Here is a 14158-nt window from a genome sequence, read left to right on the forward strand (position 1 = left end):
CCGGGCCCTACTCGCCCAGCACAGATCGAAGGGCCCGGGTGTAATCCTCGAACGCTCGCCTGCCCGTGGTCGTGAGCGCCACGTACGTCACTGGTGTTCGGCCAGGATGAGCATCTTGCACAAAACGCGAGCAGCAATCACAATGTCCCGGAGTACCCAAGAGTCATACCAAAATCAGGACGGACGGAGTTGTCCGAGGTGATAAGGAACAAGTCGGCGCTAGCAATCGGAGCTTCCCTAGTTTTCTTGGGGAGCAGTGCCCTGACTGCTAACCATGCCCAGGCATCAAACCTGCCACAAACCAGTGCGCTTCCGACCACGCTTCCTTCAGAAGAGGATCCCCCTTCACCAACGTTTCTGGAGCTTGACTTCGCGCACCCGGTGAGCCTCGAATCCGCTACTACCGTTGTCGACGGAGGGGGTGTACCTATTTCCGGATATCACTTCGCGAGTGACTCGATCATCGGCGATTTCTGGCCGGAAGGCGGCCTAAGTGTCGAAGAGTTTCTTGCTGAAGTAGAGGAGAAAACGGGCACTGCTCCTGAAATAGTCGCCGCTTATGTAGATGCGGCGCTCTACGCCGAGCGGAGGGGACAGCAGCGAAGTGCACCGCCCCTATTGGGAGCATCACTCCCCGTCTTTGAGGCTCCGGCTGCAGATCCGAGCTTGGCAGCCACGGACCGCCCGGAGGATTCCAGCGATTGGTCTCCACACTTTGTATCCGACGAAACCTGGCAGCCGAGTGAAGCCGAAGTGATGATCCAACCTATGGGTGACAACCTCGCGATCTCAACGAAGTATCACTGGCAAGGCGTCAATCCGTTCGCGTCGCCCCTGGTCATGGCGGATCACTGGGGCTTGGAGTTTCAGGTGGATTTCTACTCATCACGCGTCGTGAACAGCCCGCTACCGCCACCGCACAACAGACCCAACTGTGGCACATCAACGGTTAACTACAAGGACTGGGCAGCCGCTTCCAATCGCCCATTCGATTGGTTCGGTTGGGTGATTTCTGGAAGCAGTCACATCGCCGCACCTGGCGCGCTTGGCTTGTACGGCGACTACAACGTAGAGGCGCAGAGCACCGTTGGAGCGATCGTACAGCCAGTAAGCCGTAACCACTGCGAGATCTATCACTGGTTGCCTCTCACCGACTGCATGGGGGTTACGTCCGGTGCGTATCCTGGGCCAGGTCCAGCAAGTAGCCGGATGGTCCTGAACAGCGCCAATAACAACAAGGCCCCCTCTCTATGCTGGTACTCGCCCAGTTTCGGAACGACGCCCGCTCAACTCTGGACATGCTAGGTAAGCGAGGTATTGATGAGTAGCAGGCTGATCGCGAAAAGTTCGAGGGTGACTGTATGGGTCAGCCTGCTACTCGGCCTCCTCGTTCCGTTCTGGGTATCTCTCAATGCGGCTACTCACACTCGGGACATGCGTTGCACCGACGAGTTCAGCTGGACATTCGCTCCGCTGCTCTACAGTTGCGGACAGCCACCGCCCGTTGCGCTCGTAGCAGCTTGGATCGGCACATTTGTGAGCGTTGGGGGGCTATGCCTCGCTGCCGTAGCCTCGGTCATCGCGCTCGCGTGTTCCCGGTCAGCGACGCCAAGCGCGCAGGAGCATTGGAATAGCCGTTACGCAGCTATCACGACGGCCCTCGTGTGGATCGCCGTGCTCGCTGTGATCAGCACGCAACCTGACCAGTCCTGGGGAACAAGCGCGTGGGTGTTCTTGGCTTCCGCGGCCGGACTAATCGTCTATGTACTCGCCGCAATCGTTCGGGCTGTGATCAACTACCGGTCCTCCCCCACCCGCACTTAGGCTTTCCATATCACGTCGATTCCGTCCATGACGGCCCCGGGCCCTACTCCCCCAGCACAGATCTGAGCGCCTGGGTGTAATCCTCGAACGCTCGCCTGCCCGTGGTCGTGAGCGCCACGTACGTCACCGGGGTACGGCCCTGATGCGTCTTCTCGACGAGAACGTACTCGGCGTCCTCGAGCTTGCGCAGGTGCGTCGACAGGTTGCCCGCCGTCATCTCGAGCAGCTCCTGAAGCCGAGGAAACGTGATGCTCTCATCGACGGCGAGCGTGGCGAGCGCGGCCGTGATGCGCAGGCGCGCCGCGGCGTGGATGACGGGATCGAGCGTCGTCATGCCCGGGCGCCCTGCGACAGCCGGCGACGCGCGCGGCGCGTCCAGACCCACGACCACACGGCGACCACGAGAAACCCGCCTCCGCCGGCGAGAGCGTAGACGAGGAAGTGGTCAGGATGCCCGACGAACGGCGCCACCGCACTGACGACGATCGACCATCCGCCGAGGATGAGCATGGGAATCGCGCGCCAGAGCGCCGCCGCCATGACGTACATGAACCCGGCGAAGAAGATATACGACGAGGGGTAGAGGATGCGCAGCAGATCGGGGTCCATGCCGTTTATCACGAGCGCCTGGCCCAGAGCGAAGATCGCCAGGCTCCCGACCCACCACGACTGCCCGTAGATCATGCCGACGAAGGATGCGTCCTTACCGGAGCGCACTCCGCGGCTGGCGCGGATGCCGAACACGGTCGAGAGCACCCCCGCGCCCACCAGCAGCACGACGAACACCGGAGCCGCCACCCCGATGGGCAGCGAGAATGCACCGTCAGGTCGGTCGACGAGCCACAGGGCTCCGAAACCGAGCAGCCACGCGAGTGCCCACGACAGCAGAATCAGCGGCACGAAGGCGCCCCGCTGACCGGCGATGCTGCGCTGCTGATCTTCGACGAGCGCCAACATGTCGGCAGGGTCGGGTTGTTCGTCATCGACGGTCATGATCACACTCCGCTCGTGGACAAGAAGACGGGCACGGCGAGCGCCGGCAGCGTGAACAGCAGGTTCACCAGCAGGTGCGCGAACACCACCGGCATCAGCCGACGTTGGCCCAGGTAGATCACAGCAGACCCCACTCCCCAGACGAAGAACGCGCAGACGAAAGCGACCACGGCATCGGGGGTCGGCGCGTACCAGACGTGCTGCAGAGCGAAAAAGATCGACGGGACGATCACAGCGACCACCGTCGGCCAGCGGGCCTCCGTCGATCCCCGGGCCTGTCGAAGGGTCCCCTGCGCGTAACCGCGATAGACGAGCTCTTCGGTCGGCGCATTCAGCGGCGCGAACGTGATCACGGCGACGACGGCGATAACCGACCACGCCACCGGATTGAGCGTCGGAACCGTCTCGGGGTCGAAGAAGATCGTCTGCATCGCGACGAACATCTCGCTGCCGTGCTGCACCCAGACCACGAGCATGATCGCACCCACGAACGGCAGGTACAGCACAGCCAGCCACAACAGGCCCCACAGCAGATCCGTGCCGATGCGGCGCCGGTCGAAACCGAGCAGATCGCGAACCGTGCGGCCTTCGCGACGCAGCAGACGCATCACCAGCAGCAGGCAGATGATGTTGACCGGCAACATCGCGGCGGCCGAGAGCATCGCCGGCGGCGGGAAGGCGAGATCGCTTTCGAAGGCGCTCGTGATGAGCCACGTCGCGCCGGATGCCGCGGCGACGAGCACGACGCGCAGCAGCGGAAGCCCCAGCGCCCAGCGCGCCGAAGCGGGCGTGTCGTTCGGTCGAGCGCTGACCGCAGGGATCGTTGCCGGGTTGTCGAGCATGTTAACTTTGTAGTGCAAAGTAGTTTGTTAATCAAGTGCCGCGGATGCGGCATCCGATCGCGTCATACGATGAAGGGCTATGCCTTCACCCGGTCTCGTCATCACCTATCCCCCGGAACTTCCCGTCAGCGCCGCGCGGGACGAGATCGCCGACGCCATCCGCGACCACCAGGTGGTCGTCGTCGCCGGAGCTACCGGGTCGGGCAAGACGACCCAGCTGCCCAAGATCTGCCTCGAGCTCGGGCGTGAGAACATCGCGCACACCCAGCCACGGCGCCTCGCAGCGCGCACGATCGCCGAGCGCATCGCCGATGAGCTGGGCGTCGAGCTCGGCACGACCGTCGGGTACAAGGTGCGCTTCACCGACAGGGTCTCCGATGCCACGAAGGTCGCGCTCATGACCGACGGCATCCTGCTGAACGAGATCCACCGCGACCGCCTCCTGCGCCGGTACGACACGATCATCATCGATGAAGCGCATGAGCGCTCGCTCAACGTCGACTTCCTGCTCGGCTATCTCACCCGCATCCTCCCTGAACGTCCCGACCTGAAGGTGATCATCACCTCGGCGACCATCGATCCGGCGAGCTTCGCGAAGCACTTCTCTGTGCCGGAGCATCCGCCCGTCCCCGTGATCGAGGTGTCCGGGCGCACGTATCCGGTCGAGATTCGCTACCGCGGGCCCTCCGACGACGAGGAGGATGAGACCGACGAAGTTTCCGCCATCGTCGCCGCGCTGCGCGAACTCGACCGCGAAGCCGCCGGCGACGTGCTGGTGTTCCTCCCCGGCGAAGCCGAGATTCGCGATGCCGCCGATGCCGTGCGTGCGGCGTACACCTCGAGCAGGGCACCGGTCGAGGTCCTCCCTCTTTACGGCCGGCTCTCTGCCGCCGAGCAGCACCGGGTGTTCGAGACGAGCCGCGTCGCCGGAGTCCGCAAGCGCGTCGTGCTCGCCACGAACGTCGCCGAGACGAGCCTCACCGTTCCCGGCATCAAGTACGTCATCGACACCGGAACCGCGCGCATCTCGCGCTACAGCAACCGGTCGAAGGTACAGCGTCTACCCATCGAGGCGATCTCGCAGGCATCCGCCAATCAGCGTTCGGGGCGAGCCGGCCGCACCAGCGACGGCATCGCGATTCGCCTGTACAGCGAAGACGACTTCGACCGGCGCGCGGAGTTCACCGAACCCGAGATCCTGCGCACCTCGCTGGCCTCGGTCGTGCTGCAGATGCTGTCGCTGGGTTTCGGCGATATCACCGCGTTCCCTTTCCTCACCCCACCGGATTCACGTGGCATCAAAGCCGCCTTCGAGCTGCTCACCGAGCTCGGCGCCATCGATACCTCTCGCGACACCCCACGCCTGACGCGTATCGGTCGGGATATCTCACGGATGCCGATTGACCCGCGTTTCGCGCGCATGCTCCTGGAGGCGCAGAAGACGGGCGTGATCGCCGATGTGCTCGCGATCGTGTCGGGACTTACGATCCAGGACGTGCGCGAGCGCCCCAGCCAAGACGCCCCGCAGGGGGTGCGCGATGCGGCCGAGCGGATGCACGCACGCTTCACCGACCCGACGAGCGATTTTCTGGCCATCCTCAACCTCTGGAACCACCTGCGCGAACAGCAGCGCGCGCTGGGATCCAGCGCGTTTCGTCGCCTGTGCCGCTCCGAGCATCTGAACTACGTGCGTGTCCGCGAATGGTTCGACGTGCACCGCCAGCTGCGCTCACTCGTGGGGAAGGTCCCCCAGACAGCGGGCGGCGCCGCCGATCCCGATGCCATCCACCGCGCGCTGCTGTCGGGTCTGCTCTCGCAGATCGGCATCCTCGACGAGCGAAAGACGAAGACACCGGCCAAGGGCCAGGCGAAGAACAAGAAGGATTCGGGGCGGCGCATCGCCGAGTATCGGGGTGCCCGCGGCATCCGCTTCTCGATCTTCCCCGGTTCGGGTCTGCGCAAGAAGAGCCCACGGGCGGTCATGGCCGCCGAGGTCGTCGAGACCTCGCGTACATTCGCGCGCACGGTCGCGTCGATCGACCCGGCGTGGGCCGAATCGCTCGCCGGCGACCTCGTGAAGCGCTCGATCTCCGAACCGCACTGGTCGAAGGATGCCGGTGCCGCCGTCGCCTACGAGAAGGTGTTGCTGTTCGGAGTGGAGATCATCCCGCGCAGACGCGTCCAGTTCGCGCGTGTCGATCGTGCCGGATCGCGTGAGCTGTTCGTCCGCCACGCCCTCGTCGACGGCGAATGGGATCCCGCGCGGCTCGACAAGCGCGTCAGCGCCTTCTGGCGCAGCAACGCCGAGCTGCGCAGACGTCTGGAGAAGCTCGAGGAGCGCGAGCGACGCCGGGACATCCTCGTCGGAGACGAAGCGGTCTTCCAGTTCTACGACGAGCGCATCCCCGCCGAGGTCTTCGACGTGCGCTCGTTCGAGAAGTGGTGGCGCGACGCGCTGGCGGAGACGCCGAAGCTGCTCGTCATGCGCGAACGAGACCTGATCGACGATGACGAGCGTGCCGACCAGAACGACTTCCCCACCCGCTGGCGTCAGGGCGATCAGGTGCTCTCGCTCGCCTACCGCTTCGAGCCCGGCGCCGAAGACGACGGGGTCAGCGTCGTCGTGCCGCTGGCACTGCTGGCGCAGCTGGACGATCGCGGCTTCGACTGGCAGGTTCCGGGACTGCGTGCAGAGCTGGTCACGGCCCTGCTGCGCGCGCTTCCGAAAGCGATTCGTCGCCATGTCGTGCCCGCGGCCGACTGGGCCGAGAAGTTCGGCGACGCCCTCGCCGAAGAAGCCCCGGAGCGCCATGATGGCCGGCCGCCGCGATCGATGAAAGAAGCTCTTGCCCGGTTGATCCAGCCGCTGGCGAATCAGCCCGTCTCGGCCGCAGACTTCGAAGACGAACGCGTCCCCGGACACCTGCGCATGAACTTCCGTGCTGTCGACGAACGCGGGCGTGTGGCCGGTTCGGCGCGTGACCTGAACGAGCTGCAGACGCAGCTGTCGGATCGGGCCCGGGCGAGCGTGGCACGCTCGATCGCGAAACCCGACGCGCGCCAGCGCGAGCAGCGTGCCGATGTGAGCGCGGTCGCGGCGGCATCCGCTCGGGGCCCGATCGAACAGGACGACCTGACCTCGTGGACCTTCGGCGACCTTCCCGAGGTCATCGACACCAAGGTCGCCGGCGGCGTCGTTCGTGGTTACCCCGCGATCGTCGATCGTGGCAAGACCGTCTCGGTGCGCCTGGAATCGACACCGGATGCCGCCGCCGCGGCCACACGGACCGGCGTGTTGCGGCTGCTGCTGTTGGCCATTCCGTCACCGGCATCGTATGTGCAGGAGCACCTGACCGCGCAGGAGAAACTCGCCCTGGCGGCATCACCGTACGCGTCTGCCGCAGCGCTGATCGAAGACGCCAGGGCGGCCGTGATCGGCGCGATGCTGCCCGCACATGCCGTCCGCACCGAGGCGGAGTTCGTTCAGCTTCGCGATGCCGTCGGTGCGGTGATGGTCGACGAGCTGTTCGCCGCCGTCTCGCTCGTCGCGACGATTCTGACGAAGTCTCGCGAGGTCGAACGCGGCATCAAATCGCAGAACTCGCTCGCGCTGCTGGGTCCGCTGGGCGACATCCGGTCGCAACTGAACGGCCTGCTGCATCCGGGCTTCATCTCACGCACCGGTATCGACCGGCTCGCGCATCTGCCGCGATACCTCGATGGCTCGCTCGACCGGCTGAGAACACTGACCACAGAGCCCGGCAAGGACCGCGCCCGGATGAGCGAATACGAGCGCATGGCGAACGCGTTCGACGATGCCGGCGGCACGATACCGCTCGCGCCGGATGCGCCGGACGCGCTCGTCGAGGTGCGCTGGCTGCTGGAGGAGTACCGCATCAGCGTTTTCGCCCAGCGGTTGGGCACCGCACAACCGGTCTCGCCGCAGCGCATAGCAAAACTTCTGCGCCAGCTCTGAGGCTACGTCACGAAACGTCATGCAAATTGGCGTTCGCACGACGATCGAGTGGGATGGAACCATACCCCACCGCCCCATCTTCGAAAGCACTCCCATGATCACTATCGAGCATGTCAGTCGTGCTTTCGGCGGCACGCGCGCACTGGACGACGTGTCACTGGAGATCGGCCGCGGCCAGATCTTCGGCGTCGTCGGTCAATCCGGCGCCGGCAAATCAACTCTGTTGCGCACCGTCAACGCGCTGGAGCGTCCAGACTCCGGTCGTGTCGTCGTCGACGGCACCGTGATCTCCCACCTGCGCGGGCAGGAACTGCGCGCCGCGCGCCATGGCATCGGCATGGTCTTTCAGCACTTCAACCTCATCGGCAACCGCACCGTCGCGCAGAACGTTGAGTTCGCGCTGGAAGCTGTCGGGCGCAGCCGCGGTGGCCGTGCGGCCGAAGCGCGCGAGATGCTCGATCTGGTCGGTCTCGCCGCTCGCGCTGATGCCTACCCGGCGCAGCTGTCGGGCGGACAGCGCCAGCGCGTCGGAATCGCCCGCGCACTGGCGTCCCGGCCAAGCGTGCTGCTGTCGGATGAGGCGACCAGCGCCCTCGACCCCGACACGACGCGGCAGATCCTCGCGCTGCTGCGCCGGCTGTCCGGCGAGCTCGGTCTCACCATCATGCTCATCACCCACGAGATGGCTGTCGTCAAGCAGATCTGTGATGCTGCCGCGTTGCTCGAGCACGGGAAGGTCATCGAGCAGGGCGCTCTCACCGATCTGATCCGCACTCCCGGCAGCAGGCTGGCGCACGACCTGTTCCCGCTGGGCGAGGTACCCGATCTTCCGGGAACCGCCGTCATCGACCTCACCTTCGCGGGCGAAGAGGCCGAGCGGCCGACCATCACGCTGCTGGCACGTACGCTCGACCTCGATGTGTCGATTCTCGGGGCCACGATCGAGAACATCGCCGGATCACAGGCTGGTCGCACGCGGCTTGCCCTGCCCGCGGACGCCGAGGTTCTCTCGCGCGCGCAGGCGTTCCTTGCCGAGCACGATGTCGCCGTCGAGGTGGTGAAAGCAGCATGATCGATTACGACTCCCCTGATTTCTGGTCGCAGCTTCTCGACACGCTTCTGAAGGGCACGCTCGAGACGCTATGGATGACCGGCGTCGCCACCCTGTTCACCATCCTCGTCGGACTTCCGCTGGGCGTCGTGCTCGTCGGCACCGAGAAGGGTCGGTTCCTGTCGACGCCGTTCGGCTCTGCCGCGGCGGGTGTCATCATCAACCGCGTGCTCGGGTTCATCGTGAACCTGGGTCGGTCAGTGCCATTCATCGTGCTGATGATCGCGCTGATCCCGTTGACACGCCTTGTGCTCGGTTCGTTCATCGGCACCGGGCCAGCGATTCTCCCGCTGACGATCATCGCCATTCCGTTCTTCGCGCGCGTGGTCGAGATCGCCGTCAAAGAGGTCGATTCCGGCTTGCTGGAAGCGTCAGACTCGCTTGGCGCCACGCGCTGGCAACTCGTTCGTCGTGTGATTCTTCCCGAGACGGGGCCGGCGATCGTGCTCGGCATCGCCACGACGATCACGTCTGTCATCAACTTCTCGGCGATGGTCGGTGTCGTCGGCGGCGGCGGACTCGGCAACGTCGCGCTCACCTACGGCTTCCAGCGCTACAGCTGGGTGCACATCGTCGCGGTGGTGATCGTCCTGTTCGTGATCGTGTTGATCGTGCAGGGCGTGTGCAACCTGATCGCCCGCTCTCTCGACCACGCGAATCGTGCTGCCCATGCGGCCGATGTCATCGGTGCCAACGCCTAGAGCTTTCCCATCCCACCTTTGAAACACAAACGGAGTTCCGCAATGTCCTTTTCTTCTCTCACCCGCGGCGTCGCCATCGCCACAGCAAGTGTCATCGCCCTCAGCCTCACCGCGTGCGCTGGCGGCGACACCGACAATGCTCCCGCCGCAGACGGTTCCGAAGGGCTCGGCACCCTCCGCGTCGGCGCGCTTCCGGTGCCAGCGGGTGACATGCTCAAGTGGATCTCCGAGAATCTCGCCGAGGAGGCGGGCCTGACCATCGAATGGCAGGAGTTCACGGATTACAACACGCCCAACCCGGCCCTGTCCGATGGCTCGGTCGATGCCAACCTCTTCCAGAACAGCACGTTCTTGGAGACGTACAACGAGCAGGCCGGTGACGACCTCATCTCTGTCGGCGAGATCTACCTGCCGGCCGCTGCCTTCTACAGCGAGAAGGTCGACAGTATCGATGAGCTCAAAGACGGCGCCACCGTCGCCATCCCGAACGACCCCACCAACGAGGGCCGTGCACTCGGCCTGCTCGCCGCTGAAGGTGTGATCGAGATCGCAGACGGCGCAACCACGCTCGCTGAGATCACCGACAACCCGAAGAACCTGACCTTCATCGAGATCGAGAACGCCTCGCTCGCGCTGGCTCTTCCCGACAACGATGCCTCGTTCGTGACCGCATCCTTCGCGATTCCCGCCGGTCTCTCCGATGAGCAGGCGATCCTGTTCGAGGGCACCGACAGCGAGTACTACAACGTTCTCGCCACCCGCGCCGAGCTGAAGGACGACCCGCGCATCCTCGCCCTGCAGGACATGCTGAACGACGAGCGCACGAAGGAGTTCATCCTCGAGACCTGGAAGGGCCTGATCGTTCCGGTCGACTGAACCCGTGTTCTTCGTGCAGCCCTCGCGCCATCCGGTGCGGGGGCTGCTCTGTTGCAGGTAGCCTGGCGGCATGGCTCGCGCGATTGTTTACACCGAAATCGGATCCCCCGACGTTCTCCAGCTCGTAGACATCCCTGATCCCGTCGCGGGATCCGGTGAGGTGGTGGTGCGGATCGAAGCCGCCGGCGTCAATCCTCTGGATGCGAAACTGCGCGGCGGCAAGCGTCCCTCCCCGCCGATCACCGAACCCCGACGCATCGGCCTTGACGGTGCGGGCGTGGTCGAGACGCTGGGCGAGGGCGTGACAGAGTTCGCCGTCGGCGACCGGGTAGCGATCGGAAACACCCTCGGCACGTATGCGACACACGTCGTGGCGAAGACCGTGAATCTCGACCTGCTTCCGGATGCCGTCACCGCAGCCGAGGGCGCCGGACTCAGCATCCCGGTCGGAACCGCCTACCAGTGCCTGCGTTCGCTCGGTGTCAGCAAGGGCGACACGCTGCTCGTGCACGCCGGATCGGGGGCGGTCGGACAGGCCGCCATCCAGTTCGCCCTCGCGTGGGGCGCCACCGTCGTCGCGACGGGAAGCCCCGCCCGTCATGAGCAGCTGCGCGAGCTCGGAGCCATTCCGGTCGCCTACGGCGATGGGCTGGTCGGCCGCGTGCGTGAGGCGATCGACGGCGACGTCACCGTGGCGCTCGACTGCGCTGGCACCGACGAGGCGATCGAGACGTCGCTTGAGCTGGTCGCCGATCGCAACCGCATCGCGACGATCGTTCGCGGTCCGGATGCTGCGAGCTTCGGCATCCGGGCCTTCAGCGGTGGATCGCCTGAGCCATTGACCGAGCAGGAACTCGCGTGGCGCGCAGAAGCCGTGGGTGTGGCCATCGAGCTGATCGCCGCCGGCGACTTCCAGGTCGAACTCGGCGTCGAGCTGCCTCTCGCAGAGGCGGCGCGCGCCCACGAACTGGTCGAGGCGCACGCCGCTCGCGGCAAGATCACGTTGGTGCCGTGATCACCCTGATCTAGGCGACCTGCGCTTCGGCGGCCTCATCGCGCAGGCGGGCGCCCTCGCGAAGCAGCGGCACGAGCTCTTTGCCCCAGTCGCGCACATCACCCAGCGGGTCGAACCCGCGGATGAGGAAGCGCGTCACGCCGAGGTCGTAGTACTTCAGCAGCGCCTCGGCGACCTGCTCGGGCGTTCCCACCGGAGCCGTCGAGTTGCCCGACGGTCCGGTCAGGCGCGTGATGCCCAGCCACAGTCGCTCATCGTGCACATCGCCGCGCTTGGCGTGCTCTTGCAGGCGATCGGCTGAGACGGCGGTTCGCTCGGCCGACACGGGCTTAGCGAAAGCGAGCGTGTTGCCGGTCTGCTCAGAGGCGAGCAGCTGCTCGGTGCGCGCGTAGATCTGATCGGCCTTGGCCCAGGCCTCTTCTTCCGTGTCGGCGATGATCGGACGCGTCGAGAGGCTGAATTCGATCGTGCGTCCCTCTTTCGCCGCCGCTGCGCGGATGGTGCGGATGTGCTCGGCGACGTCCGCCAGCGGCTCGCCGAAGAGCATGTACACGTCGGCGGCTTTCGCGCCCACCTCGACCGCGCCGGACGACAGACCTCCGAAGAAGATCGGGATCCCGGCATCCGTCGCCGGCTTCGCCGCCGAGTACGCGCCGTCGAAGTCATAGAACTCACCGTGGTGGTCGAAGGGCTCGTCCTCGGTGAGGGTCTTTCGCAGCACCTCGATGAACTCACCCGTGCGGCGATAGCGGTCGCCCTTCTCGCTGTAGTCCCCGTCGCGGCGCTGATCGGCCTCGCTGCCACCGGTGATGTGATGGATCGCGACACGTCCGCCGCCGGTGAGATGGTCGAGCGTGACGAGCTTTCGTGCCACGATCGTCGGCGGCACGAAACCGGGCCGGTGCGCGATGAGCACCTTCAGCTTCTCGGTGGCGTTCAGCGCGGCCGATGCCACGGCGAAGCCGTCGGGAGAGCTCGCGCTGTACCCGATCAGCACACGGTCGAAACCGGCTTCCTCGTGAGCCAATGAGAAATCGCGCACATAGGCGGGATCGATGACCGGGCCGTCGAGGGCCTTCGACTCCGATCCAGCGGTGGTGGCGATCATTCCAAGCAGTTCGATGGGCATTGCACAGACTCCAGATGGTTCAGGGCCGGTTGGCGGATGGGGTGTGGATGAGGGGAACCGAGTCGATCAGCAGGCGCGTGTACGGATGCTGCGGCTCGGCGATCACGCGCCTGGTCGAGCCGTCCTCGACGATGTCTCCCTGGCCGAGAACGACAAGTCGGTCACTCATGGCGGCGAGTGAACCGATGTCATGGGAGATGACGAGCATCGCCAGCTCGCTGCCACGGCGATCGCGAAGCGCGATGAGCGCCTGGACGACGCGGTCGCGGCTGGCGGCGTCCAGTGCGCTCACGGGTTCGTCCAGCACGAGCAGGCGCGGTTCGACAACGAGCGCTCTGGCGATCGCCGCCCGCTGACGTTGCCCACCCGACAGGCCCGATGGCAGGCGGCGGATCAGGTCGTGATCGAGGCCGACGGCGTTCAGCGCGGCATCCGTTCGTCTGCGCGTCTCGTCGACACCGACGCGAGCGATGCGGAGCCCCTCGATGATCGACTCCGCCACCGGCAGGCCGGGGTCGAGCGAGCGCAACGGATCTTGGAAGACATACTGCGCGGCACCCGAGCGACGCCACGAACGCAGGGCGCGCCCGCGCAGGCGCGTGACATCGTGACCGGCGACCTGCACACGCCCCTCAGCGGGCGCGATGGCGCCGAGCACTGTGCGAGCGAGCGTCGTCTTTCCGGAGCCCGATTCGCCGACGATGCCGACGACCTCGCCCGCGCGCACCGTCAGCGAGATGCGATCGAGCACGCGCGTGCGGCCGTAATCGACGCTGACCTGGTCGAGTTCGAGAACGCTCATGCGATGTACCTCTCCAGCCCATAGGCGGCGTGTGCCGAGAGCAGTTCGCGGGTGTACGGATGCCCCGGCGCACGCAGCACGCGCGACGTCGCCCCGGCTTCGACCACACGCCCATCGCGGAAGACCTGCACGCGTTCGCACACCTGCGCGACCACCGCGAGATCGTGCGAGACGAGAATGAGCGCGAGGTCACGCTCGATGCGGAGCCGGGCAAGCAGTTCGAGCAGCTCCGCCTGCACCGTGACGTCGAGAGCCGTGGTCGCCTCGTCGGCGATCAGCACGGCGGGGTCGGCGGCGAGCGCCATCGCGATGAGGACGCGCTGCAGCATGCCTCCGCTCAGCTGCGCGACGCGCTGACGCAGCACGAGATCGACACGACGGATGCCGAGATCATCGAGCAGTTCGCGGGCGCGCTCACGCGCGATGCGGCGCGGCAACCCGGCGGTGACACGCAGCGTCTCCTCCAGCTGCGCGCCCACCGGGATCGCCGGATGCAGATATGACGCCGGATCCTGGAAGACCGCTGCCACGCGGGTGCCACGCACACGCCGCCACTCCCGTTCGGACGCGTGCGTGAGGTCGAGGTCATCGATGCGCACAGCCCCGCTGGTGACCGCGAGGCCGGGTGGCAGGATTCCCAGCAGGGCGCGGCAGGTGAGGGTCTTGCCGCTGCCGGATTCACCGACGATACCCACGGCTTCGCCCGGTCGCACGACAACAGAGACGCCGTGCACGAGCTCGGTGCCATCGGATGCCGTGATCACGAGCTGCTCGGCGGCGGCGACAGCCGGGCGAGCCAGGGAGCCCTCGTCGAATGATGGCGACAGGGGGTGGCCGGTGTTTCGCACGTTGGTGCTGCGTGCGGCAACGTCGTCCGACAGGTGCGGCG

12 protein-coding genes are annotated in these 14158 nt (G+C 65.9%); 6 read left to right on the forward strand and 6 right to left on the reverse strand.

Annotated elements, in window-relative coordinates:
- Positions 1-93: 93 nt before the first annotated feature.
- The gene (locus Q1J95_RS03420) at positions 94-1305 is read left to right on the forward strand and encodes a hypothetical protein (protein ID WP_300265867.1); all 1212 of its coding nucleotides are present in this window, start codon (positions 94-96) and stop codon (positions 1303-1305) included.
- A gap of 562 nt (positions 1306-1867) precedes the next feature.
- Here Q1J95_RS03420 and Q1J95_RS03425 read toward each other — a convergent pair.
- Genes Q1J95_RS03425 through Q1J95_RS03435 form a run of 3 tightly spaced genes read right to left on the reverse strand, consistent with a single transcriptional unit; the run spans position 1868 to position 3659 of the window.
- A complete protein-coding gene (locus Q1J95_RS03425) occupies positions 1868-2158 on the reverse strand; it encodes a transcriptional regulator (RefSeq protein WP_300265868.1) in 291 nt (96 codons plus the stop codon).
- Positions 2155-2817, reverse strand: coding sequence for a hypothetical protein (locus Q1J95_RS03430; protein WP_300265869.1), 663 nt, complete (start codon positions 2815-2817; stop codon positions 2155-2157). The genes Q1J95_RS03425 and Q1J95_RS03430 overlap by 4 nt, the downstream gene beginning before the upstream one ends.
- Positions 2818-2819: 2 nt before the next feature.
- Positions 2820-3659 carry a CPBP family intramembrane glutamic endopeptidase gene (locus tag Q1J95_RS03435; RefSeq protein WP_300265870.1) on the reverse strand — a complete coding sequence of 280 codons (840 nt, stop codon included), beginning with the start codon at positions 3657-3659 and terminating at the stop codon, positions 2820-2822.
- Positions 3660-3738: 79 nt separating this feature from the next.
- Here Q1J95_RS03435 and hrpA point away from each other — a divergent pair, with 79 nt between their 5' ends.
- The 5 genes from hrpA (at position 3739) to Q1J95_RS03460 (ending at position 11338) form a co-directional block, all read left to right on the forward strand.
- On the forward strand, positions 3739-7635 hold the full coding sequence (gene hrpA / locus Q1J95_RS03440) for an ATP-dependent RNA helicase HrpA (protein ID WP_300265871.1): 3897 nt from the start codon (positions 3739-3741) through the stop codon (positions 7633-7635).
- Positions 7636-7729: 94 nt separating this feature from the next.
- Positions 7730-8707, forward strand: a complete 978-nt coding sequence (locus Q1J95_RS03445; protein ID WP_300265872.1) for an ATP-binding cassette domain-containing protein — start codon at positions 7730-7732, stop codon at positions 8705-8707.
- Positions 8704-9447, forward strand: coding sequence for a methionine ABC transporter permease (locus Q1J95_RS03450; protein WP_300265873.1), 744 nt, complete (start codon positions 8704-8706; stop codon positions 9445-9447). Before Q1J95_RS03445 ends, Q1J95_RS03450 begins: the two co-directional genes overlap by 4 nt.
- A 42-nt stretch (positions 9448-9489) precedes the next feature.
- Positions 9490-10323 carry a MetQ/NlpA family ABC transporter substrate-binding protein gene (locus Q1J95_RS03455; RefSeq protein ID WP_300265874.1) on the forward strand — a complete coding sequence of 278 codons (834 nt, stop codon included), beginning with the start codon at positions 9490-9492 and terminating at the stop codon, positions 10321-10323.
- A gap of 70 nt (positions 10324-10393) precedes the next feature.
- A complete protein-coding gene (locus Q1J95_RS03460) occupies positions 10394-11338 on the forward strand; it encodes an NADP-dependent oxidoreductase (RefSeq protein ID WP_300265875.1) in 945 nt (314 codons plus the stop codon).
- Positions 11339-11348: 10 nt separating this feature from the next.
- On the opposite strand, the gene Q1J95_RS03465 is transcribed toward Q1J95_RS03460, so the two are convergent.
- From Q1J95_RS03465 to Q1J95_RS03475, 3 genes are all read right to left on the reverse strand, one after another.
- On the reverse strand, positions 11349-12467 hold the full coding sequence (locus tag Q1J95_RS03465; RefSeq protein WP_300265876.1) for an LLM class flavin-dependent oxidoreductase: 1119 nt from the start codon (positions 12465-12467) through the stop codon (positions 11349-11351).
- A gap of 19 nt (positions 12468-12486) precedes the next feature.
- Complete coding sequence (locus Q1J95_RS03470; RefSeq protein ID WP_300265877.1) at positions 12487-13269, reverse strand: ABC transporter ATP-binding protein; 783 nt, start codon at positions 13267-13269, stop codon at positions 12487-12489.
- A partial coding sequence (locus Q1J95_RS03475) for an ABC transporter ATP-binding protein (RefSeq protein WP_366945539.1) occupies positions 13266-14158 on the reverse strand: 893 nt, incomplete at its 5' end. The genes Q1J95_RS03475 and Q1J95_RS03470, both read right to left, overlap by 4 nt.

Origin of the sequence: Microbacterium sp., from assembly GCF_029263575.1 — a bacterium.
Classification (GTDB): domain Bacteria; phylum Actinomycetota; class Actinomycetes; order Actinomycetales; family Microbacteriaceae; genus Microbacterium.